Source organism: Dellaglioa sp. CoH-56-MRSF-12, assembly GCF_056782075.1.
Map to the genome: position 1 here is coordinate 60,610 of NZ_JBXAYD010000001.1, position 24,868 is coordinate 85,477.

23 protein-coding genes are annotated in these 24,868 nt (G+C 34.7%); 8 read left to right on the forward strand and 15 right to left on the reverse strand.

All coding sequences use genetic code 11. The features are described from left to right. Positions 1–214: 214 nt before the first annotated feature. The 13 genes from AC1RPY_RS00300 to dnaA all read right to left on the reverse strand — a co-directional run bounded on the left by AC1RPY_RS00300 (position 215) and on the right by dnaA (position 15,924). The gene (locus AC1RPY_RS00300; protein WP_481761090.1) at positions 215–1,501 is read right to left on the reverse strand and encodes an adenylosuccinate synthase; all 1,287 of its coding nucleotides are present in this window, start codon (positions 1,499–1,501) and stop codon (positions 215–217) included. A 182-nt stretch (positions 1,502–1,683) separates the two neighbouring features. Continuing rightward, the gene (gene dnaB / locus AC1RPY_RS00305) at positions 1,684–3,075 is read right to left on the reverse strand and encodes a replicative DNA helicase (protein ID WP_481761089.1); all 1,392 of its coding nucleotides are present in this window, start codon (positions 3,073–3,075) and stop codon (positions 1,684–1,686) included. An 83-nt stretch (positions 3,076–3,158) separates the two neighbouring features. After that, the gene (rplI, locus tag AC1RPY_RS00310; RefSeq protein ID WP_481761088.1) at positions 3,159–3,614 is read right to left on the reverse strand and encodes a 50S ribosomal protein L9; all 456 of its coding nucleotides are present in this window, start codon (positions 3,612–3,614) and stop codon (positions 3,159–3,161) included. Positions 3,615–3,620: 6 nt separating this feature from the next. Then, positions 3,621–5,633 (reverse strand): DHH family phosphoesterase, encoded by a 2,013-nt coding sequence (locus AC1RPY_RS00315; protein ID WP_481761087.1) that lies wholly within the window; start codon positions 5,631–5,633, stop codon positions 3,621–3,623. A gap of 124 nt (positions 5,634–5,757) precedes the next feature. Then, positions 5,758–6,012: a 30S ribosomal protein S18 gene (gene rpsR / locus AC1RPY_RS00320; RefSeq protein ID WP_057974148.1), complete on the reverse strand. Its 255-nt coding sequence runs from the start codon at positions 6,010–6,012 to the stop codon at positions 5,758–5,760. Between the two features lie 18 nt (positions 6,013–6,030). Beyond that, on the reverse strand, positions 6,031–6,558 hold the full coding sequence (ssb, locus tag AC1RPY_RS00325) for a single-stranded DNA-binding protein (RefSeq protein ID WP_409021851.1): 528 nt from the start codon (positions 6,556–6,558) through the stop codon (positions 6,031–6,033). A gap of 37 nt (positions 6,559–6,595) precedes the next feature. Next, on the reverse strand, positions 6,596–6,889 hold the full coding sequence (gene rpsF, locus AC1RPY_RS00330; protein WP_409021850.1) for a 30S ribosomal protein S6: 294 nt from the start codon (positions 6,887–6,889) through the stop codon (positions 6,596–6,598). A gap of 197 nt (positions 6,890–7,086) precedes the next feature. Further along, positions 7,087–9,537 (reverse strand): DNA gyrase subunit A, encoded by a 2,451-nt coding sequence (gene gyrA / locus AC1RPY_RS00335; RefSeq protein WP_481761147.1) that lies wholly within the window; start codon positions 9,535–9,537, stop codon positions 7,087–7,089. Positions 9,538–9,623: 86 nt separating this feature from the next. Next, on the reverse strand, positions 9,624–11,561 hold the full coding sequence (gyrB, locus tag AC1RPY_RS00340; protein WP_481761146.1) for a DNA topoisomerase (ATP-hydrolyzing) subunit B: 1,938 nt from the start codon (positions 11,559–11,561) through the stop codon (positions 9,624–9,626). A 19-nt stretch (positions 11,562–11,580) separates the two neighbouring features. Next, entirely contained in the window at positions 11,581–12,714 is a 1,134-nt protein-coding gene (gene recF / locus AC1RPY_RS00345; RefSeq protein WP_409021849.1) for a DNA replication/repair protein RecF, read from the reverse strand. Positions 12,715–12,722: 8 nt separating this feature from the next. Next, positions 12,723–12,950 carry a S4 domain-containing protein YaaA gene (gene yaaA / locus AC1RPY_RS00350; protein WP_057974154.1) on the reverse strand — a complete coding sequence of 76 codons (228 nt, stop codon included), beginning with the start codon at positions 12,948–12,950 and terminating at the stop codon, positions 12,723–12,725. 311 nt (positions 12,951–13,261) lie between these two features. Further along, complete coding sequence (dnaN, locus tag AC1RPY_RS00355) at positions 13,262–14,401, reverse strand: DNA polymerase III subunit beta (RefSeq protein ID WP_481761086.1); 1,140 nt, start codon at positions 14,399–14,401, stop codon at positions 13,262–13,264. A 170-nt stretch (positions 14,402–14,571) separates the two neighbouring features. After that, positions 14,572–15,924, reverse strand: a complete 1,353-nt coding sequence (dnaA, locus tag AC1RPY_RS00360) for a chromosomal replication initiator protein DnaA (RefSeq protein WP_481761085.1) — start codon at positions 15,922–15,924, stop codon at positions 14,572–14,574. Positions 15,925–16,434: 510 nt separating this feature from the next. Here dnaA and rpmH point away from each other — a divergent pair. From rpmH to AC1RPY_RS00380, 4 genes are all read left to right on the forward strand, one after another. Next, on the forward strand, positions 16,435–16,569 hold the full coding sequence (rpmH, locus tag AC1RPY_RS00365) for a 50S ribosomal protein L34 (protein ID WP_057974157.1): 135 nt from the start codon (positions 16,435–16,437) through the stop codon (positions 16,567–16,569). 64 nt (positions 16,570–16,633) lie between these two features. Next, entirely contained in the window at positions 16,634–16,972 is a 339-nt protein-coding gene (gene rnpA, locus AC1RPY_RS00370; RefSeq protein ID WP_409021846.1) for a ribonuclease P protein component, read from the forward strand. Between the two features lie 22 nt (positions 16,973–16,994). Further along, entirely contained in the window at positions 16,995–17,834 is an 840-nt protein-coding gene (gene yidC, locus AC1RPY_RS00375; RefSeq protein ID WP_481761084.1) for a membrane protein insertase YidC, read from the forward strand. A gap of 86 nt (positions 17,835–17,920) precedes the next feature. Further along, positions 17,921–18,118 (forward strand): PspC domain-containing protein, encoded by a 198-nt coding sequence (locus AC1RPY_RS00380; protein WP_409021843.1) that lies wholly within the window; start codon positions 17,921–17,923, stop codon positions 18,116–18,118. Between the two features lie 58 nt (positions 18,119–18,176). On the opposite strand, the gene AC1RPY_RS00385 is transcribed toward AC1RPY_RS00380, so the two are convergent. Continuing rightward, on the reverse strand, positions 18,177–19,031 hold the full coding sequence (locus AC1RPY_RS00385; RefSeq protein ID WP_481761083.1) for an aldo/keto reductase: 855 nt from the start codon (positions 19,029–19,031) through the stop codon (positions 18,177–18,179). Positions 19,032–19,193: 162 nt separating this feature from the next. Between AC1RPY_RS00385 and jag the strand changes: the two genes are divergently transcribed. The 4 genes from jag to mnmG all read left to right on the forward strand — a co-directional run bounded on the left by jag (position 19,194) and on the right by mnmG (position 23,935). Then, on the forward strand, positions 19,194–19,925 hold the full coding sequence (gene jag, locus AC1RPY_RS00390) for an RNA-binding cell elongation regulator Jag/EloR (protein WP_481762399.1): 732 nt from the start codon (positions 19,194–19,196) through the stop codon (positions 19,923–19,925). A gap of 26 nt (positions 19,926–19,951) precedes the next feature. Beyond that, a complete protein-coding gene (locus tag AC1RPY_RS00395; RefSeq protein WP_481761080.1) occupies positions 19,952–20,404 on the forward strand; it encodes a MarR family winged helix-turn-helix transcriptional regulator in 453 nt (150 codons plus the stop codon). Positions 20,405–20,611: 207 nt separating this feature from the next. Continuing rightward, positions 20,612–22,000 carry a tRNA uridine-5-carboxymethylaminomethyl(34) synthesis GTPase MnmE gene (gene mnmE, locus AC1RPY_RS00400; protein ID WP_481761079.1) on the forward strand — a complete coding sequence of 463 codons (1,389 nt, stop codon included), beginning with the start codon at positions 20,612–20,614 and terminating at the stop codon, positions 21,998–22,000. Positions 22,001–22,024: 24 nt separating this feature from the next. Continuing rightward, positions 22,025–23,935, forward strand: a complete 1,911-nt coding sequence (gene mnmG, locus AC1RPY_RS00405) for a tRNA uridine-5-carboxymethylaminomethyl(34) synthesis enzyme MnmG (RefSeq protein ID WP_481761078.1) — start codon at positions 22,025–22,027, stop codon at positions 23,933–23,935. An 85-nt stretch (positions 23,936–24,020) separates the two neighbouring features. On the opposite strand, the gene AC1RPY_RS00410 is transcribed toward mnmG, so the two are convergent. Then, positions 24,021–24,866 (reverse strand): DUF6574 domain-containing protein, encoded by an 846-nt coding sequence (locus AC1RPY_RS00410; protein ID WP_481761077.1) that lies wholly within the window; start codon positions 24,864–24,866, stop codon positions 24,021–24,023. Positions 24,867–24,868: the final 2 nt, after the last annotated feature.

Consider the following 24,868-nt stretch of genomic DNA (forward strand, 5'->3'; position numbering starts at 1 on the left):
CATGTTTCCTCCTCATAATATATTTGTCTACATACCGATAGTAACATCCAAAGAAAGCGTATGCAACATATTCGACTTATCAAATATATAAGTTATATAAATTTTTAAGCTCTAATTAATTAAGGTTATTTATCTACTTAGTTATTGATTAAATAAAAAAAAATCAAAGTATTAACTTTGACTTTTCTCACATTACTATCAACCTATTACTTATTTATGCCCAAACATCATCTAAAACATTTGTTTGATCACGATCGGGTCCAACTGAGAATGTTGAAATTTTAACATCAACGATTTCTTCAATACGTCTAATATAATTTCTAGCATTTTCAGGTAATTCTGCAAGAGTTTTCATTTGAGTAATATCTTCAGTCCAACCAGGTAATGTTTCATATACTGGTTTACATTGAGATAATTCTTTAAAACTAGCTGGATAACGATGAATAATTTCACCATTTAATTCGTATGCTGTACAAATTTTAACTTCTTTTAATCCAGTTAAAACATCAATACTGTTTAAACATAAGTTAGTCAATCCTGAAACACGTTTGGAATGATTCATAACAACACTATCAAACCAGCCAATACGACGTGGACGTTTTGTTGTTACACCATATTCATGTCCAACTTCACGGATAGTATCACCGATTTCATCTAATAGTTCAGTTGGAAAAGGACCATCCCCTACACGTGATGTATAGGCTTTGCAGACACCAACAACTGTATTTATTTGAGCAGGTCCAACACCAACACCGACTGTTGCGCCACCTGCAATTGGATTTGAAGAAGTTACAAATGGGTACGTTCCATGATCAATATCTAACATAACACCTTGTGCACCTTCAAATAAGACTTTCTTACCAGAATCTAGTGCATCATTAATAATAACTGACGTGTCCATTACGTATCGTTTCAAACGTTGGCCATAGGCAAAATATTCTTCAAAAATATCATCAAATTCAAGTGGTTCATGATCATATAATTTTGTAAATTCACGATTTTTTTGTTCTAAATTATTTTTTAATTTTGCTGAGAAAGTTTCTTTTTCCATTAAATCAGCAATTCTAATACCAATTCTAGCAGCTTTATCCATATAAGCTGGTCCAATACCTTTATTAGTCGTCCCAATCTTATCTTCTTTTTTAGCAGCTTCTTGTAAGCCATCAAGTAGAATATGGTATGGCAAAATAACATGAGCGCGGTCAGAAATACGTAAATTATCTCCTTTAACGCCGAGTTTTTGTAGATAATCAAGTTCTTCACATAAAGCTTTAGGATTCACAACAACCCCATTACCAATGATACTTAATTTATCTTGAAAGAAAATACCTGATGGAATCAAATGTAATTTGTAAGTGTTGCCTTCAAATACAATTGTGTGTCCGGCGTTATCGCCACCTTGATACCGTGCAATAACATCGGCATTTTGACTTAAGAAATCTGTAATTTTACCTTTTCCTTCATCGCCCCATTGGCTACCTACTACAACTACTGATGACATATTTTCATCCACCTCATAATTTATATTTTAAATTCATAAATACAATCCTAGAATATTATAGCAATAAAGCAGTTCAAATACAACTAAAATACGAACGTTTGTATTTTATATAAACATTTATCAACTATATAACGAACGTTTCTCTTTTTATTCAAAAAAAATATCCCACTAAGGAATATTTTCTAGCCTTCTGGTCTATAGGCAAGTGACGAGAATTTATTATATGATTTAACAAATAATAATTTAACTGTACCTCGTTCGCCACCACGGTTTTTTTCAATAATAACTTCAACTTCACCAACATTTTGGTCATCTTCATCCCTTGGATCAGGTAGATTCCCGTCTTCATCTTCATCAGTATCGCGTTCATAATAATCATCTCGATACAAAAATGCAACAATATCTGCATCTTGTTCAATAGAACCAGATTCACGAATATCTGATAACACTGGTCGTTTATCTTGGCGTTGTTCAACACCACGGGATAATTGAGACAATGCAATAACTGGAACACTTAATTCTTTCGCTAATTTCTTCATTTGACGAGAAATTTCTGAGACTTCTTGTTGTCGACTTTCGCGTCCTGAACCTTCAATCAACTGTAAATAATCAACAACGATTAACCCTAGTCCACCTTTTTCCTTCGCTAATCGACGGCATTTTGCCCGAATTTCAGCCATCTTTGACCCAGCAGTGTCATCAATAAAGATATTAGCCTTTGATAATGAATTCATTGCCACAATCAAATTTGACCATTCTGATTCGTCTAATTGTCCCGTTCGTAAGTGATTCGCATTAATACTACCTTCAGCACATAACATACGACTAACTAATGATTCTGCTGACATTTCTAAACTAAAAATAGCGACAGTTTCATCAGTTTTAGTTGCTACGTTTTGAGCAATATTCAACGCAAAAGCTGTTTTACCAACAGCCGGACGAGCAGCTAAAATGATTAACTCATCTGGATGTAACCCGGCAGTCATTTTATCCAACTCTGGATAACCTGTCGACAATCCAGTAATTGTATCGCCTTCTTTAGCTAACTTTTCAATATTTGTAAATGTACTTTTTAATACATCAGCGATAGCTTGAAAACCACTACTATTTCTTTTTTCAGATACGCTCATAATTTCACGTTCAGCATTATCTAAAAGCGTTGCAACATCATCATCTTGTGATAAACCCTTAGTTGCAATAGATGTCGCTGTCGCAATTAAGCGTCGAATCATTGATTTTTCTTCAACAATTTTAGCATAATACTGAACGTTCGCAGCCGTTGGTACAGAGCCAGCTAATTCAACAATATAGCTAACACCGCCAATATCATCCATTTGATTTTTAGAAGTTAAATTATCTTGAATCGTAACAATATCAATAGCTTCATCTTTATCATTCAGATCCACCATAGCCGCAAATATCAATTGATGGCGACGTTGATAGAAGTCTTCGGGCTCCAAGTATTCCATTGCCTCAACAAGAGCATCACTCTTTAAAAAGACAGCGCCCAAAACGGCTTGTTCCGCTTCAATATTCTGTGGTGGCGTTTGGTCTGTTAATAGTTCATTATTCATTTTATCGTGTTCTCCTTACTTCTAAAATCAAGAAAAAAGCTGGACAAAATCAAATTTTGCCAGCTTTTCAAATAAATACTACTTTAGTTATTAGCCGAAACATGAACACGAATCATTGCTGTTACATCAACATGTAACTTAACAGGTACATTCGTGAATCCTAAGGCACGAATTGGTTCTGGTAGTTCAACTTTACGTTTGTCGATTTTAATTCCGTATTGTTTTTCCATAGCTTGTACAATTTGCTTGCTAGGAATTGAGCCAAATAAACGGCCATCTTCGCCCGCTTTAGCTGTTAATTCAACAACTGTCTTATCATCTTCTAAAACGATTTTTTCATCTTTAGCTTCTTTTAAAATTTCTTCAGCTTTTTTTTCTTCAGCTTTTTGTTGTCCCTTTAAAGAACTCATTGCTGAATTTGTAGCTAATTTTGCTTTACCATTTTTAATTAAAAAATTTTGAGCATAGCCGCTTGGTACTTCTTTAATTTCTCCACGTTTACCTTTTCCGCGAACATCTTCTAAAAATATAACTTTCATAATCAACTACTCCTTAATTTCATCTTTTTTTGTCGTTAAAATATTAACTAATTGTTCTGCAGCTTCACTTACACTCACACCAGTTAACTGAGTCGCAGCATTTGATAAGTGACCGCCGCCGCCCATTTGTTCCATAACAACTTGAACATTAGTCGTCCCTGTACTTCTAGCAGAGATACTAACACGATTTTCTGATCGTTTTGTGACAACAAATGACGCTGATACACTTGAAATAGATAATAATGAATCTGCTGCCTGTGCTGCTGTAACTGGGTCATAAATCGTATCATCTTCACCCACACATAATGCTAAATCAGTATTAATGAACTCTACTTTATCAATTAAATGATTACGCTTCAAGTAACTATCAACATTTTCTTTCATAAAGTTTTGAACCATTGTTGAATCAGCCCCAACGGACCTTAAATAACTGGCTGCATCAAATGTTCGTGTACCCGTCCTTAATGAAAACGACTTCGTATCAATAATAATTCCCGTTAACATCGCAGTTGCTTCAATTTTATTAATTGGTTCACTATCTTTTGATTGATATTCAAACATTTCAGTAATCAGTTCACAGGTTGATGATGCATAAGGTTCAATATAAACTAACATTGGATTTTCAGGGAATTCTTCTCCACGACGATGATGATCAATAACCATCAGACGATTTTTAAGTTTTTCATACAATTCAGGACTACCAGAAATAGAGGGTTTAGAATGATCAACCATCACCAGTAAACTCTGTTCTGTTGCTTTTTCTACTGCTTCTTCAGGTGTAATAATATTATATTTGATATCAGGATATTGATCTAACTCTTCCATCAATCGTTGTACATCTGAATGAATAGCGGTTTGATCTAAAACAATCCAACATTTCATATTATTCATCAAAGCGATTCGTCTAATGCCCAAACAAGCTCCTACAGAGTCCATATCTGGGCTCTGATGTCCCATAACGAAGACTTGGTCCATTGGTTTCATTATTTCTTGTAACGCTTGAGAAATCATTCTAGCACGAACCCGAGTCCGTTTTTCCATCGGATTAGTTTTACCACCATAAAATCTTGCTTGCTCTTCAGGTGATTTAACGACAACTTGATCCCCACCTCGACCTAAAGCAAGATCTAAATTGCTTTGAGCTAATTTTGCAAGTGAATTCAAATCGCCATCGCCATAGGCAATTCCCATGCTCAATGTGAGCGGAAAGTTTTGTTTGGATGTCCGATCGCGAATTCGATCTAAAATTTTAAATTTTTCTTCTTCAATTTGTTGTAAAGAATGGGCATGAACTAAAATAAAAAATCGATCTGAATCCGTTCTTTTTAAATACATCCCATAACGACGCGCCCAATTAGATAACTCATTTGTGACAAAGTTACTTAAATTAGAAACATTCTTATCTGACATAGATTGCGTTACTTCATCATAATTATCTAAGAACACTTGACCGATAACAACGCGCTCTGCTTCAAATTCTTTTTCAATTGATGAATAACGCGTAATATCCATCAGGTAAGCAACATGAATATCATTTTGTATGATCATTTCAAAATCTTTTTCATGCCATGTTACTTTCACCAAGCCTTTAGTCTCAGCGTTATCTGTAATAATCGTCGATAACGATTCATCGACGCTCTCTATTTTCTTACCTAAAATATCATTTTTTTCAAAATAAGGTTGTAAGTATGGATTAACCCACTCAATCTCATTTTGTTCGTTAAAAATCAAAATACCAATTGGCATTTTGATAAGCGCTTCTTGTTCACTACGTTTAATACGATATGATAATTCCGATATATATTCATTAGTATTTGCCGTAATTTGGGACATAATATACATACTTGCGCTGGTAGCACCCAACGCAATAATTAACAATATAAGTCCTAAAAATAAATTAACTGTAAAAGACAGAACAACACTAAATAAAGACATAATTACGATAAAAATCGCAATCCATCTTAAGCGTTCATTCTTCAAAAAACTGGGAAGTTTCTCGTTTGAAAGGAACTTTTTCATAGTATCTCCTCATCTGTAAATCCTAGATGTTATCTATTTTATCACATTCCCCATTTACCTGCACAAATCTTGCTGATAGTACAAAAAAAGGGAAGACTATTTGCATAGTCTTCCCTAGATATTACTATTCTTCTGAAACGAATGGTAATAAGCCCATAATACGTGAGCGTTTAATTGCAATTGTTAAACTGCGTTGGTTTTTAGCGCTTGTTCCCGTAACACGACGAGGTAAAATCTTACCACGTTCTGAAATGAAACGTTTTAACAAGTCTGTATCTTTATAATCGATATAATCGATGTGGTTAGCTGCGATGAAGTCAACTTTACGTCGACGACGTGCGCCACCGCCACCACCTCTACGTTGTTGTTGTTGTGCCATGTGAGTTTCCTCCTCTAATTAGAATGGTAGGTCGTCATCAGAAATATCAATTTGTTGGCCATTATTTGCAAATGGATCAACTGTTGCTGAATCATTAGATTGCGTTGTGTTTGAATTATTATTCGAACTTGCGCCACCAAATGGGTTAGCATTGTTATTTGATGATGAACTTGATTGAGGAGCGCTGCTTTGATTATTAGCGTTACCTTGTTGTTGGCTTGATTGAGATTTTGATTCAAGCAACGAAAAGTTTTCTACGACAACTTCAGTAACATACACGCGAGTTCCTTGTTGATTATCATATGAACGCGTTTGAATTCGTCCATCGACACCAATTAAAGAACCTTTATGCGTAAAGTTAGCGAAGTTCTCGGCTGCTTTTCGCCAGATAACACAGTTAATAAAATCGGCTTCACGTTCGCCAGAAGCGTTCGTGAATTGTCGATTAACTGCAACTGTAAAAGTTGCAACTGCAGCACCACTAGCTGTGTAGCGTAAATCAGGGTCTCTTGTTAAACGTCCGACAAGTACTGTTCTATTAATCATAATGTATTGCTCCTCTCCGTTATTTTATTAAAATGAATTATTTTTCATCTCTGTTAATGATCATATGACGCAAGATTCCTTCATTAATCTTTGAAAGACGATCAAATTCGTTAATTGCGATATCGTCATCGGCTGTAGCATTAATGATATGGTAGATACCTTCATTATAACCGCTGATTTCGTATGCAAGACGACGTTTTGACCAGTCTTTTGAAGTAACGATTTCTGCACCATTACTTGTTAAAATACCATCGAAACGTTCGATCAAAGCTGCTTTAGCTGCTTCATCAAGATCGGTACGGATGATATAAGTAATTTCATATTTACTCATGACTGTTTACACCTCCTTATGGACTTTAGGTCCTTACCTCGTGGCAAGAACAAGGAAAGTTATCTATTTAATGCCATAGACACTTACGAACTAAAATTATATCACTGCCATTCACTTAAAGCAAGAAAATCCTAATTAACTACACACTTATTAAGTACGCCGTTAATTAGGATTTTATTTTATTTTTTTAATTTAGTTTATTCTAAGTCATTTGTTTCACTTTCAACGTCTGATACAACTGCATCTAAAATAGTAGTTGTTTCTTCAGGAGTAGCTTCAACTTTTGCCATTGTTGCAACTTTAGCATTCTCATCAATTCGAATTAAATGAACTCCTAAAGTAGCACGGCCCGTTTTTGACACGTTCTTCACATTAAAGCGAATCATAACACCTTGATCCGTAATTAACATGATATCTTCATCACCTTGAACGGTTGCTAACCCAGCAATTGGTCCATTCTTTTCAGAAATGTTAGCTGTCTTAATTCCTTTTCCACCACGGCCTTTAATTGCATAAGCCGAAGCGGGTGTTTGCTTACCGTATCCTTTTTCAGAAATGATAAATACGTGACTATCAGCAGCTAATAAATCAGCTCCTACAACGTAATCATCTTCTCTTAACCGAATACCACGAACACCAGAAGCAGAACGACCCATTGAACGAACATCATTTTCAGCAAATGATACTGCGTAACCTCGATGCGTTCCAATAATCATATTCTGCGTGCCATCTGTGATAGCAACGTTAATTAATTCATCTTCATCATGCAATTTAATCGCTTTTAAACCATTATTTCGTATGTTAGAAAATTCTGACACCGGTGTTCTCTTAACTGTTCCGTTAAGCGTCGTAAAGAAAAGATAACGTTCATCATTTTCTTGCTTGCTTACGTTGATAACAGCTTGGATTTTCTCACCAGAATTAACCCCTAAAAGATTAATGACAGGAATTCCTTTAGCTGTGCGTCCATATTCAGGAATTTCATACCCCTTCATACGGTACACTTTACCAGCATTCGTGAAGAATAGTAGGGTATCATGCGTTGATGTCGACACAAGATGTTCAATAAAGTCATCATCATGAACACCCATACCTTGAACGCCACGGCCACCACGGTTTTGTGCTTTGAATTCATCAGTTGCAAGACGTTTTACATAACCGTTATGCGTTAATGTAATCATAACTTCTTCTTCTTCAATCAAATCTTCATCTTCAAGATTCAATACTTCGCCAATTAATAATTCAGTACGACGTTCATCACCAAATTTAGCTTGTAAATCTAACAATTCTTGATAAATAATATCATGAATACGTGAGTCATGAGCCAAAATATCTTCAAAATCAGCGATTGATGCCATTAAATTTTGATATTCTTCTTCAATTTTTTCACGTTCTAAACCAGTTAAACGAACTAATCGCATATCTAAAATAGCTTGAGCTTGTTTATCTGATAAACCATAATTACCCATCAATTGATTTTTAGCAAGTTCACCCGTATTTGAGCTACGGATAATTCTAATAATTTCATCAATATGATCGAGTGCAATTCTTAAACCTTCAAGGATATGTGCGCGAGCACGTGCCTTTTTCAATTCAAATTGCGTACGACGACGGATAACTTTTTCTTGATGTTCAAGGTAATAAACAAGCATTTCCTTTAAACTTAGAACTTTTGGAATACCATTAACGATTGCTAGCATATTAAAACTGAAAGATGTTTGTAATAACGTTAATTTATAAAGGTTATTCAACACAACTGAAGCACTCATATCACGACGAATATCGATCACAATTCGTAATCCTTCACGATCAGACTCATCATTAATATCAGTGATACCTTCAATTTTTTTATCACGAGCTAAATCAGCAATACGTTCAATTAAACGTGCTTTATTAACCATGTAAGGAAGTTCATCAACGATAATACGTTCTTTACCATTCTTTTGTTCTTCAATTTCAACTTTTGAACGAATTGTTATTGTTCCCTTACCTGTTTCGTAAGCTTTACGAATACCAGATTTACCTAGAACAGTAGCCCCAGTTGGAAAATCAGGACCAGGGATAGCCTCCATCAAATCAGCCACAGTTGCATCAGGATTATCCATCAAAATATGTAATCCAGAAATAACTTCTGACAAATTATGTGGCGGAATATTCGTTGTCATACCAACGGCAATACCTGTTGCACCATTAACTAATAAGTTAGGAAAACGCGCAGGTAAAACAACTGGTTCATGTTCACTGCCATCGTAATTATCCATGAAATCAATGGTATCTTTATTGATATCACGCATCATTTCAACAGCTATTTTACTCATTCTAGCTTCAGTATAACGCATAGCAGCAGCGCCATCACCATCGACAGAACCAAAGTTACCATGCCCATCAACTAACATGTAACGGTAACTAAAGTCTTGGGCCATACGAACCATCGCTTCATAAATCGATGAATCACCATGAGGATGGTACTTACCCATAACATCCCCAACAATTCTAGCTGATTTTTTGTATGGTTTATCAGGCGTAATCCCTAATTCACTCATCCCGTATAAAATACGACGATGGACAGGTTTCAACCCATCTCGAACATCAGGAAGTGCACGAGCAACAATAACGCTCATAGCATAATCCAAGAATGATTTTTTCATTTCTCCGGAAAGATTAACATCTTTTATCCGGCTTGTAGCTGGTAATTCTTCTGCCAAAATTTTCAACCTCCTTTACGACTAAGTTTTTAAATATCTAAGTTTTCTACGTAAGTGGCATTTTTTTCAATAAATTCACGTCTAGGTTCTACACGATCACCCATTAACATATTAAAGACATCATTAGCTTCAATGGCATCGTCGACGTTAACACGTAATAAACGACGAGCATCTGGATCCATAGTTGTTTCCCACAATTGAGAAGCATCCATTTCTCCAAGACCTTTATATCGTTGAATAACGGGTTTTGGTGTTGGTGCCAATTGCCCTTGAATTTCTTCTAATTCTTCTTCAGTATCGACATAACGAATCATCTTACCTTGTCTAATTTGATATAAAGGTGGTTGCGCAATATACACGAATCCTGCTTCAACAAGTGGACGCATGTAACGATAGAACAGTGTTAATAATAACGTTCTAATATGGGCACCATCGACATCAGCATCAGTCATAATAATTAATTTATGATAATTAGCTTTTTCAACATTAAATTCGCCACCAAAACCTGTTCCCATAGCTGTAAATAATGAACGAATTTCTTCATTGGCTAAAATTTTATCTAAACTTGCTTTTTCAACATTCAAAATCTTACCACGAATCGGTAAGATAGCTTGTGTTAACCGTGAACGACCCTGTTTAGCTGAACCGCCGGCTGAATCACCTTCGACGATAAATAATTCACTAATTGCAGGATCTTTACTTGTATTATCAGCTAACTTACCGGGTAAGTTACTGATTTCAAGCCCACTTTTTTTACGTGTTACTTCACGAGCATGTTTAGCAGCTACTCGAGCTCTAGCAGCTAATAAGCCTTTTTCTACAATAATTTTAGCTTCTTTAGGATTTTCCATTAAAAACTTAGTAAAATGTTCAGAGAAAGTACGATCAGTAACCGTACGCGCATCTGAATTACCTAATTTTGTTTTTGTTTGACCTTCAAATTGAGGATCTGGATGTTTAATACTGACAACAGCCGTCAATCCTTCACGAACATCTTCACCAGAAAGATTAGCATCATTTTCTTTCATAAGATTATTTTTACGAGCGTAATCATTTATAACCCGGGTTAAGGCTGTCTTAAAACCAGATTCATGAGTACCACCCTCATAAGTATGAATATTATTTGTGAAAGTTAATAAATTACTATGATAATCATCTGTATATTGGAGGGCAACTTCAACAATAATCCCTTTTTGTTCACCTTCAACATAGATAGGTTCTGGGAAAATAACATCTTTATTTTTATTTAAGTATTCAACATAATGCTTAATACCACCGGCATAATGGAATTCTTGTAATCCGGGTCCACCATCACGTTTATCATCAATCGTAATTTTAAGGCCTTTATTCAAGAATGCTAATTCACGAATTCGCGTTGTTAATACTTTAATATCATAGACAGTTGTTTCCGTAAAAATATCAGAATCCGGTACAAAATGAACAATCGTTGCATGTTCATTTTCAGGTGCTTCACCTACAACTGACATCTCTGTTTTAACTTTACCGCGAGCAAAGTCCATACCGTAGACTTTACCTTCACGAATAACCTGAACATCTAGCTCAGTTGATAATGCATTAACAACTGAAGCACCAACTCCATGAAGTCCACCAGAAACTTTATAACCACCACCGCCAAATTTACCCCCAGCATGTAAAATTGTAAAAACGGTTTCAAGCGCTGGACGGCCTGTTTTTGCTTGGATATCAACAGGGATACCACGTCCATTATCACGAACTGTTATACTGTTGTCTTTTTCGACAACAACATTAATTTCATCGGCAAAACCAGCCAATGCTTCATCGATACCATTATCAATAATTTCCCAAACTAAGTGATGAAGACCTTGTGAAGCCGTTGTTCCAATATACATACCGGGACGTTTTCTAACAGCTTCAAGTCCTTCTAAAACTTGAATTTGGCTCGCATCATATTCTTTTGCTTTTTCTTCATGTAATTCTTCTGCTATTTCAGCTTGTTTCTCTTGATCAGTCAACTATATGTTCCTCCTCTTCGAGTAAGTTACCTTGATTAATATGAAAAATCTTAGGTTCATTAATTAACGATCTAGCAATACCACTTAAGTTTGGTGTTGTTAAAAATGTTTGAACCTTATTTTGAATCGTCTTCAAAAGATGTGTTTGACGCATATCATCCAATTCAGAAAGAACATCATCCAAAAGAAGGACTGGATATTCCCCAGTTTCCTCTTTCATTAACTCAATTTCGGCTAATTTGACTGATAATGCTGTTGTTCTTTGTTGTCCTTGAGATCCATATGTTTGAACGTTTTTGCCGTTAATTAAAAAACGCACATCATCACGATGTGGCCCAGCTAAGGTTGTCCCTTGAAATATTTCTTTTTTTATTGATTTTTTTAAATCATTTTGTAATTGCGTATACAACTGTTCAATCGTTTTTTCTGACGCGTTTTCCAAATGAGTGGCATACTCAAATGTTAACGTTTCAGCGGACTGTGTAATCTCTTCTTGTAATTGGTTAGCCCAGAATTCAAGTTGTTTAAGAAATATTAAGCGTTGATGTACAATTTCTGCGCCAAAAGCAGCTAATTGATCAGATAATACATCTAAAAAAACTAAATCTTGGTCTTTTTTATGCTGTAACTGTTTTAGATATTGATTACGCTGTTTCAAAATAGTTCGGTATTGACCTAAATTATATAAATAACGTGCATTAATTTGGCCAAATTCCATATCAACAAATCTTCTTCTTACTGATGGGGCACCCTTTACAAGGGCTAAATCCTCTGGTGCAAACAAAATCACATTGAACTGTCCAATGTACTGTGACAATTTGGCCTGTTCAAGATGATTAACTTTAGCTTTTTTACCTTTAGAATTAATTTGAATCTCGAGTGGCAATGACCCTACTTGCTTATTCACCCGACCTTGGATTATCGCAGCTGTCTTATCCCACTTAATCAACTCTTTATCATTATTCGTTCTATGACTTCGAGTCATTGATAACACATAAATTGCTTCCAATAAATTCGTTTTACCCTGAGCATTTTCACCAAGTAATATATTGATTGCTGGTGAAAATGAGATATTTAAATCTTCATAGTTACGATAATCCCTCAAGGTTAAATTTTCTAGATACATTGATAAGCCTACTTTTCGTCCATTGAATGCATCGTAATAATTGCAATACCTGGAACTTCAATAACATCGCCAGGGTATAATTTACGTCCACGTCGGTCTTCTAATTCACCATTTACAAGGACTTCATTTTCACGTAAAAACCATTTTGCTTCGCCACCAGAATTAATAATTGTTTCTGATTTCAAAACTTGTTGTAGCATCATGTAAGGTGTTTCTAAATAAATATCTGATTTCAATTGTCGTCAACCTCCATTTTCTTCCTTTTCTATTATACCTTTTTTTTCGCAAAATTACAATTTCACATCTCATTTTAAGCCGATTTAAGCGATTTAAGTTTTAATTAGTCTTTTTACTCTAAAATTACTTAAAAGGCTATATTTTTAATTAAATGACTACAATTCACTATTGCCTTATTTTTTTAGTCAAAATCAAACCATAAAATTCATTTCTCACTTTTAATATAATTTACCTAAAAAAATAGAGTAAAAACAGTTTTATTGGCTGCTTTTACTCTATTTTTATTAGTTATTCATACACGAACAATTAATTAGAATGTTCGAACTGGTGTAATTAATTGAATAAATTGCGTTGTATCTTCAGTTGGGACTAAGGTAAATGGTCGTAATGGTTGTGTAAACGCAACTTTAATTTCAGTTTGTCCAAATGATCTTAAAGCATCTTTCATATAGTCTGGATTAAATGAAATTTCAAGATCATTTCCTGATAAATTGCTAAATTCTAATGCTTCCTCAACATTACCAACATCAGGCGAGTTACTATAAATGACAACTTTTTGTTCTGCCGTATTAATCGCTAGTTTAACAACGTTATTACGGCTTTCATGTGATAGTAATGACGCACGTTCAATTGCTGATAATAATTTAGGCGCATTAAACTCAATGTCTGTAGCTGATTCTTTAGGAATTAGACGAGTTGTATCAGGATAATTTCCTTCTAATAAACGTGAATAAAATGAGGTATTTCCAAGAATAAAGAGTACTTGGTTTTCTGAAATACGCATTTCAATATCTGGATTAGAATCGTCAATCATTCGTGATAATTCTACTAAAGATTTACCAGGAATAATAACATCATATTTTGCATCGTTTGCGCCTTCCAATGTAATTTTACGTTGGCTCAAACGATGACTATCTGTTGCGACTGCTAAAAACTCACCATTTTCAATGACAAAGTGAACACCAGTTAAAATAGGGCGACTTTCTTGGTTAGAAACGGCAATAACAGTTTGGCTAATAATTTGTTTTAAGATTGATCCCGAAAAAATTAAATTATCATCAGTATCAATTTCTGGTAAGTGAGGATAGTTATTTGCATCTAACCCATTAATATTGAATGAGGCTGATCCAGAAGTAATCTCAGTTTGATAACCATCAGTCACTGTTAATGAAAAAGTATCTTGCGGTAATTTTTTAACAATTTCGCTAAAGAATCGTGCAGGTAGCACAATTTCACCAGTTGATTCAATTGTTAAGTTATTAGATTCATCTTCAACAGATAAAAAAGTTTCAATAGAAACATCTGCATCACTACCTGTTAAAAGTAAACCAGAAGCAGTTAAGACAACTTTGATACCCGTTAATATAGGAATTGTTGTTTTTGAAGAAATAGCTCTTTGAACATCTGTTAATTGTTTAATGAATGCTGATCGATTAATTGTAAATTCCATAGTAAATCCTCCGGTAAGTTTAGTTATTAATTAAGTAATAAAAGAATAGAAGCAGTAGTAGGGCCTGTTAATCATGTTAAGAAATACGTTGGGACCATGTAAATAAAAGAATTCACATGTGGATAACCTGTGAGTAAACAAGCCGCCTTATCCACAATTGCCCACAACTATTATTGGTTAAGTTCACTCTTAAGATCTGAAATTTGACGCTGAAGTTTGTCATCAGTTTCTAACATTACAGCAATTTTTTCGTGAGCATGAATAACCGTTGTATGATCCTTACCACCAAATTCAGATCCAATCTTAGGTAAGGAATTGTCGGTAAGTTCGCGACTTAAGTACATAGCAATTTGACGTGGCATAACAATTGCTTTAACACGTTTTTTTCCTTTTAAATCGCCCACAGTAACGTGGAAATATTTAGCAACCCGATCTTGAACAATAGCAATTGAAATTTCATTTGATTTATCTTTTAAACTTAAGTTTTTTAAGGCATCGGCGGCTAAACTCGTTGTTATTTCTGAGTTTGATAAGGTCGCGTACGCTTGTACTCTAACCAAAGCGCCTTCAAGTTCACGAATATTCGAATCGATTTGGCCAGCAATATAACTTAATGTATCATCTGGTATTTCAAGATTTTCAGCATCAGATTTATTTCTTAAAATAGCAATTCTAGTTTCTAAATCAGGAGGGGTTATATCAACTGAAAGACCCCATTTAAAGCGAGATATAAGACGTTTTTGTAATTTTGGTATTTCGTTTGGTAAACGATCAGATGATAAGACAATTTGTTTTTTATCATCATATAAAGAGTTAAATGTATGGAAAAATTCTTCTTGTGTTGATTCTTTATCGGCAAAAAATTGAATATCATCCACCAGTAAGAGATCAACACTACGATATTCTTTTCGGAAATCTTCGGGCGTATTATTTCGAAGTGAGTTAATGAAGCCGTTAGTAAATGCTTCACTTGTAACGTATTTTACTTTTGCATCAGGATTGTTTAGAAGCATTTGGTGACCAATTGCGTGCATTAAATGGGTTTTACCCAAACCAACACCACCATAGAAAAAGAGCGGGTTGTACAAGCGGCCAGGTTCTTCAGAAACAACCAAAGCAGCAGCGTGGGCCATCTGATTACCTTTTCCAGTAACGAAGGTACTAAAGGTATATCTATCGTTTAATTTGGCATCACGCATAAAGGTAGGGACATTATCGTTATTAGAGTTTGAACTATTTGATACTGCCATATTTGATTGGCCGCCCGCGGTTAATTCACCCTTTATTTTTAAAACGGGATTGATTTCTTCACCAGTTGATTCGTAAAGAAACGCAACAACTTTTGGTGCTAGATGTTGTATCCAGTAAGTTTTATGTAGCTGGGAGGGTAGCTCAATAATAAGGTCGTTATTAATAAATTGTTTTGGTTCAGCTGATGAAATCCAAGTTTCGTAACTAACAGGGTTGAGTTGCGTTTTGAAATAATCAGTCAGTGAGGACCATAAATTTTCGAGAGTAAGCACAAAAAGCCTCCTTGTTTAAATAAATCGTAACTACAGTTTAGCATTTTAAAGAAGGGTTTTCCACAGGTTTAAAAAAATGTGTAAAAAATAATAACAGGGTCATTAATAAGTTTTCCACAGGGGTGGGCATAAAAAGATAAACCAGTTTTGTTTGCCATGTTATCCACAAATGAGTGATTGAAATAAAGTATGTTATTAAAGGATTTTCATTAGTTATTAACAGTTTTTAGTTAAGGGTGTGTATAACTTATTAACAGGCTGTTTATTGTGAAAAAGTGTGTGTTCCGAGTTGTGGACGACAAGATGTGTTTCACAACTCATCCACAACTAAAAAATAAATAGCGAAAAAGTGTGGATAACTAAATTACATTGAATTCTAATAATTTTCTTTCATAGAAGAAAGAAGTATGGTATTATATTCCGGTAAGTGAAATTGACGTCACTGGTATCTTATTTTTATCAAGATACCGATTAGTTGAAACATTAAGTATTTAAGGAGGTGCCTAAATTATGAAAAGAACATACCAACCTAAAAAACGTCACCGTGAACGCGTGCATGGTTTCCGTAAACGCATGAGTACAAAAGGCGGCCGTAACGTCTTAGCACGTAGACGCCGTAAAGGTAGAAAAGTATTGTCTGCATAGACCACTGATTTCAGTGGTTTTTTTTATTACAAAGATACAGTATCTATTTAACTGGAGATATTACATGAGAAAATCATATCGCGTTAAAAAAGAAGCAGAGTTCCAAACAGTTTTTAAAAAAGGTCAATCTTGTGCGAACCGAAAGTATGTTATATATATGATGGAAAAACCAGAACAAGCTCATTTTAGAGTTGGAATTTCAGTTGGAAAACGTATTGGGAATGCTGTTGCTCGTAATTGGGTTAAACGCCGTATTCGTCAATCGTTGTTAGAATTGAAACCAGATCTTAAACAAGATTGCGATTTTTTGGTTATTGCTAGACCATCTGTTGCTTGGTTGTCGCAAGAGGAATCCAAGAAACAATTAACACATGTTTTAAAAATAGCTAAAATTTTAGACTAATAAAGTGAGCGAGGGTATTCTTGTGAAAAAGAAGAGTAAGCGATTTTTAGTCCTATTAAGTATGTTGGGGTTAATGTTAGTCCTAGCGGGATGTAGTACAACACCAATAACGGAAAATAGTACAGGAATTTGGGATGGCGGTATCATCCTCAGTTTCTCTAGGGCTATTATTTTCCTTTCAAAATTATTTGGTGGGAACTATGGTGTTGGTATTATCATCTTTACCATAATCATTAGGGTTATTTTATTACCATTAATGATTTATCAAACAAAAAGTATGCGTAAAACAGCTGAAGTTCAACCTCAATTGAAGGCACTTCAAGCTAAGCATTCTGGTAAAGATGCTGCAACTGTTCAAAAATTACGTGAAGAACAACAGAAATTATATGCAGAAGCAGGCATTAATCCTGTTGCTGGATGTTTACCATTATTAGTACAGATGCCGATTTTATTAGCTCTTTATCAAGCTATTTTGAGAACGAACGTTTTGAAGACGGGTGAATTTTTATGGTTACAGCTTGGTGATAAAGATCCGTACTTCATCTTACCAATTTTTGCTGCAATCTTAACTTACTTTGTTTCTAAGTTGGGTGTTATGTCCCAACCTGAAGCAAACTCAATGTCAACGATGATGGTTTATGGTACACCAATAATGATTCTTGTGACAGCTGTTAACTTACCATCAGCCTTGTCATTATATTGGGTTATTACCAATGCATTCTCAGTTGGACAAACATTGTTAATTAATAATCCATTTAAAATTACACGTGAACGTGAAGAAAAAGTACGTCTTGAAAAAGAAAAAGTACAGGCTATTAAAAAAGCGAAAAAGAAAGCTTATAAGGGCCGTAACAAAAAGTAATTTTTGAAAACCAAAGTCCATTTAGTGGCTTTGGTTTTTTATTTTGGATATAATTACATAAAAGGTTAACAAGAGGAGGATTAAAATTGAGAAAATTAACAAAATCTAATAATAGAATTATTGCTGGTGTTGTCGGTGGTATTGCTGAATTTTTTAACTGGGACCCAACATTAACAAGAATAGGGTACGTTCTTTTAAGTGTCCTGAGTGCAGCATTCCCTGGTATTATTGTTTACATCATATGTGCAATAGTCATGCCAAATGCATCATCAAACTATAGATAACTAAAAATGCGTAACCAGAATATATCTGGTTACGCATTTTTGTTTCACGTGAAACATTTTAGAAAGTTGCTGTATCTGGATCTTGAGCATGACCAACAACACCATCTAGAGAGTTGATTTCTGCCATGTCTTCATCAGATAATTCAAAATCAAATAAATGAGTATTTTCTTCAATTCTGTCAGCATGAACAGATTTGGGAAGTGGTAAGAATCCATTTTGTAATGACCAACGTAAGGTAACTTGTGCAACACTGCGACCAATACGATTAGCAATTTTAACCATTGTTGGTTCCGTAAAGATAGCACCAGTTCCTAATGGGCTATAAGCTTCTAATTGAATATTATGCTTGTGACAATAATCAATTGTCTCTTTGGGAGTATCACCAGGAGCTAATCTAATTTGATTAATCATTGGTGTAATTGTTTGTGTTTCTTCCAAAATTTTAAAATGACGAGGACGGAAGTTAGAAACACCAATGGCTTTAATTTTACCTTCATTATAAAGATCTTCAAATGCACGCCATGTTTCTTGAAGATGACTTTCCCAATTATCTTCACGATAAGCAGCAGGATTTGGCCAGTGAATCAAGAATAAATCAAGGTAATCAACACCTAAATCTTTTAATGTTCGTGCAAATGCTGTTTGTGTTTCATCGTACGTATGAGCTGTATTAGCTAATTTACTTGTTAAAAAGATATCTTCACGAGCAACACCGCTTTCGGCAATACCTTCTCCAACACTACTTTCATTGTGGTACATTTCAGCAGTATCTAAATGTATGTAACCAGAAGCTAATGCTGATTTTACAGATGCTTTAGCAACATCACCACTTGGTGTTTGCCAAGTACCAAAACCAACAACAGGAATTTTGACACCATTTGCTAATTCATATGTGTCTGTTAATTTATTCATAGAATTAATCCTCCGAGTTTTTATATTTAGTATTTTCATTATAGGCTGAGTCCTATAGATTTTGTCAAATGAAAGAACTTTTCAAAAAAATCGTTCTGAAAAAGGGTATAGATAAGGGGTCAATTAGTGCTATAATATAACGATGATAATTATATTTGGAGGATGAACATGCCCATATTTACTGGAAAAAATGTTGATCAAGCTGTGAGTAACGGTTTGGCTGCATTAAAGCTTGAAAAAACACAGATTGAAATTAAAATAATCAATGAAGGTAAGTCTGGATTTTTATTTTTTGGCCGCAAAAAGGCAGAAGTTGAATTAATTGAAAAAAAAATAACAGAAAAACCAGTAAGCAAGAAAATTATTGATGAAAAAAAAGATAGTGTTACATCAAAGCCTCTAACAGCAGCAGAAAAAGCTGCTAGAAGTCAACTTAATGAAAAAGCAGTTCATGATGTTGGTTATTATTTGGCCGACATTACAGAATTAATGGGTATTGATACAGAAATTAATGTTCAATTTGAGCGCCGTCAGGTAACATATGATTTTAATACGAGTAAACAAGGATTATTAATTGGTAAACACGGTAAAAGTTTAAATGCTTTGCAATATTTAGCACAAGTTAATATGAATCAAAAAGCAGTTAGCAGAATGAATGTTATTCTAGATGTTGGTGGCTACCGTAAACGTCGCGAAGAAACGATTGAGCGCCTTGCAATTAAAGTGGCCAAGGATGTTATTAGAACGGGTGAGACGGTACAATTAGACCCGATGCCTGCTAACGAACGTAAGCAAATTCATTTTTATTTAGCACGAAATAACCGAATCAAAACAACATCGATTGGAACAGAACCTAAGCGCTCAGTAATTGTAGCGCCTAAAAATAAAAAATAGTCAGTAATAGAAGGGAGTCCCCACCCATGGCTTTAAAACATGATCCAGAAAAATTAGAAGATGAACTATGTTTTGCTATTTACACAGCACAAAAAGATTACAATAAATTTTATACAGAATCACTGAAGGAATTTAGCTTAACGTATCCGCAATATATTACGTTACTTTCATTGTGGGAAACGTCACCTGTTATGGTGAAGGAACTTGGTGCGAAGTTACATCTAGATAACGGAACATTAACACCACTTTTAAAACGTATGGAAAAGGATGATTGGATTCTTCGGACTAGAGATCCTGAGGATGAACGCCGTGTGAATGTCTCATTGACTGGAAAAGCTAAAAGAAGTAAACATAGAATTATGAAACAAATGTCGAATTGTTTTACTTCATTTGATATGACTGAAGAAGAATATCTTGGTTATGTTAATGAATTAAAAGTGATTACTAATAAATTAGAAAATCGCGGTATTCGTGGTTAGTGAATTAGAATCATCAAACAGACTTGTTGACAAATGTCGGTAAAAAAAGTATATTATTGGCATTGAACTTAATATTAGATAAAGTAGTGAAGGTGCTTTATCCACGTCCTTTTAGGGCGTGGAGTGGGCCCTTTTTTTGTTTGAAAAAATTTAAAGAATATGATTAATTAACTGCTAATAGAGCACTTGAAGGGAGTATTTAAAGATATGCCAGAATTAACAGAATTTGATACAATTGCCGCTATATCAACACCACCTGGTGAAGGTGCCATTTCAATTGTTCGATTAAGTGGTGAGGATGCCGTTCAAATTGCTAATAATGTATTTAAAGGGAAAAATTTAGGTAACGTTGATAGTCATACCATTAACTACGGACATATTTTAAATCCTAAAACGGATGAAGAAGTCGATGAGGTCATGGTCTCAGTTATGTTAGCACCTAAAACATTTACACGTGAAGATGTGATTGAAATTAACTGTCATGGTGGTATTGTACCAACGAATCAAATTTTACAATTATTATTAAGTAATGGGGCACGCTTAGCTGAACCTGGTGAATTTACAAAACGAGCATTCTTAAATGGTCGAATTGATTTATCTCAAGCTGAGGCTGTTATGGATTTAATTCGTGCTAAAACAGATCGCTCAATGAAAGTTGCACTAAATCAGTTAGATGGTAATTTAGCACGTCTAATCCGCAATTTACGTAAAGATATCGTAGATGTTTTGGCATTAGTTGAAGTTAATATTGATTATCCAGAATACGATGCTGGTGAAGAAATGACGACTAAATTATTGCTTGAAAAAGCACGTGATGTTAAGCAATATGTTCAAGAATTACTACAAACAGCGCAACAAGGTAAAGTATTACGTGAAGGATTAGCTACTGCCATAATTGGTCGACCTAATGTTGGTAAATCAAGTCTTTTGAATCACTTATTACATGAAGATAAAGCCATTGTAACTGATGTTGCTGGAACAACGCGTGATGTGATTGAAGAATACGTTAACGTTATGGGTGTACCTTTGAAATTGGTAGACACTGCCGGTATTCGTGATACAGAAGATAAGGTTGAAAAAATTGGGGTTGAACGTTCGAAAGAAGCGATTGTTCAAGCTGATTTAGTCATGCTTGTTTTGAATAGCAATGAACCTTTGTCTGCTGAAGATAAGCAGCTCATTAAATTAACACAGAATGATAAACGAATTGTTATCTTAAATAAAACAGATTTACCAGAAAATCTAGATCGTAAAGAATTAGAAAGTATGGTTGATCCAACGGAAATTATTTCTATTTCTGTCTTAAATCATGAAGGTGTGAAGCAACTTGAAGAAAAAATTGCTAACTTATTCTTTGGTGGAATTGAAAATAGCCAAACAACAGTTATGATTACTAATTCTCGTCATATTGGCTTGTTAAATCAAGCTGAGACTGCTTTAGATGATGTGATCACTGGGATTGCTTCCGGTATGCCAATCGATTTAGTTCAAATTGACATGACTAGAAGTTGGGAATTACTTGGTGAAATCACTGGTGATAGCTACAAAGATGAATTACTCACAGAATTATTTAGTCAATTCTGTTTAGGTAAATAATTGTTAGTAAATAGGAGAATATAAATGGACATTAAAACTTATGACGGCCCAGATTATGATGTAATTGTGGTTGGTGCTGGACATGCTGGTTCAGAAGCAGCACTCGCTGCTGCACGAATGGGTAATAAAACATTACTTATCACAATTAGTTTAGACATGGTTGCTTTTATGCCATGTAATCCTTCAATTGGTGGTCCAGCTAAAGGAATTGTTGTACGTGAAATTGATGCCTTAGGTGGCGAAATGGGTCGTAACATCGATAAAACTTATGTACAAATGCGTATGTTAAATACTGGTAAAGGTCCAGCTGTTAGAGCATTACGGGCACAAGCTGATAAACATCTTTATTCAAGTGAAATGAAACATACAATGGAAAAAGAAGAAAACCTAACGTTACGTCAAGGAACAGTCGATAGTTTAATTGTTGAAGATGGCGAATGTCATGGTGTTGTAACAAATACTGGGGCAAAATACCGTTCTAAAAGTGTTGTTTTAACAGTTGGAACGGCTGCTCGCGGTAAGATTATTATTGGCGAATTGAGTTATTCATCAGGTCCTAATAATTCACAACCTGCAATTAAATTATCTGAAAATCTTGAAGCTCTTGGATTTGATTTAGAACGTTTTAAAACTGGAACACCACCTCGTGTTGATGGGAATACAATTGATTACAGTGTGACTGATGAACAACCAGGGGATGTTGAACCTAACCACTTTAGTTTTGAAACACCTGATGAAGATTATATTGATGTTAAAAATCAATTATCTTGTTGGTTAACGTATACCAACTTGAAAACGCATGAGATTATTAATGCTAACCTTGATCGTGCACCTATGTTCTCAGGAATTATTAAAGGTGTGGGTCCACGTTACTGTCCATCTATTGAAGATAAAATTGTTCGTTTCTCTGATAAACCTCGTCATCAGCTCTTCTTAGAACCAGAAGGCCGTTCAACGGACGAATTTTACGTTCAGGGCCTTTCTACGTCAATGCCGGAAGAAGTCCAACAAGATATTATTCATTCAATTAAGGGCCTTGAAAACGCTGAATTAATGCGTCCGGGTTATGCGATTGAATATGATGTCGTGGCTCCTTATCAATTACGACCAACGCTTGAAACTAAATTAGTGAAGAATTTATATACCGCTGGTCAAACAAACGGGACTTCTGGATATGAAGAAGCTGCTGGACAAGGAATAATGGCAGGAATTAACGCTGGGTTACGTGCTTTAGGCCGCGAAGATTTTACGTTAAATCGAAGTGACGCTTATATCGGTGTTATGATTGATGATTTAGTAACAAAAGGGACAAACGAACCTTATCGTCTATTAACATCTCGTGCTGAATATCGCTTAATCTTACGTCATGATAACGCTGATTTACGTTTAACTGAAAAAGGATATGATATTGGTTTAATTTCTGAAAAGAGATTAGCTATTTTTAAAGCTAAAAAAGCTGAAATTGAAGCCGAAAAAGCTAGATTACAATCATTCCGTATTAAACCTACTGAAGATGTGAATGCATTCTTAGCAGAACATAATAGTGCCGCTTTGAAAGATGGCGTGTTGGCTAATGAATTTTTACGTCGCCCTGAGGTAACTTACGCAGACATTGAGAAGTTTATTCCAGGTCCTGACCATGAATTAGACCATAGAATTATTGAACAAGTAGAAATCCAATTTAAGTACGAAGGCTATATTAAAAAAGCACAAGAAAAAGTTGCGAAGTTAAAACGTATGGAAGCTAAAAAAATTCCAACAAATATTGATTACGATTCTATTGAAGGAATTGCGACGGAAGCGCGTCAAAAATTCATTAAGATTCAACCAGAAACATTAGCTCAAGCTAGTCGTATTAGTGGTGTGAATCCTGCTGATTTATCAATTCTTGCTGTTTATATTGAACAGGGTAAGATTGCTAAAGTTAATAATTAATAGTACAGAAATGCAGAAAAGGCACCAATCAAGTATACTTGATTGGTGCCTTTTTAACTTTTTATAATTAGGTTAAGCAATAAACTTAAAATCCAGCTGCAGAGATGATTGAAGCTATGTTGGCTGCTAAACTGACAGCAAATACTGACATAACAATCATGAAAACTAAAGCTAATAGAAGTTGTCCAATGACAACGCCGTAAAGTTTATCTATTTTAAGTGGATTTGTATCAATAATCATCGATAAAATGAAAGCAATACTCATGATAAGGGCCATTAAAGCATACATGAATACAGCAAGGCCTCTCATTCCAAGTAGCATGAAAAGCATACTAAGGACAGCTAATACAAGATTGATCATGAGGTAGTGTGTAAAGCGATTTGTAAATGAAAGTAAGGTATCACTCTTATCGCCTAAAACAACATTACGAACAAAAAATCCAATTAGTATGTAAAAGGCAAAAGCTAGTAGTGTTAAGAAAAATAATTTTGCGTAGACACTACTGTCAATTGTTGGCGCATAGGTACTTTGAGTGTTAAAGAGTCCTGAAAATAGACTTGAATTAACAGATTTAGCAACATTATCCATTATTAATTTTACAAAAATATCATTAAATATGGCGAATAAAATAATTGTCGTAAAGCCGAAATATTTATGACCATTTTCTAAAATTGTGGGATGTTTAATGGCATTTAAGAAATAAGACCAATAATTTGATGCGAATGTTTTAGCTTGTTCAATATTCTCATTTTGAGCTTTAGTATCTTGTTGTTGCGTGTATTGTTGTTGGAATTTTGTTGGTTCTTGTACGTTTTGTGATTGTGTTGCGGCCGTTTCTTGGGCTGGTTTAATGGAAAAGGCAAATCCACAGTTTGTACAAAATTTTACATTTTCTGGTTGTTGTGAACTACAGTTTGGGCATGTTTTCATGA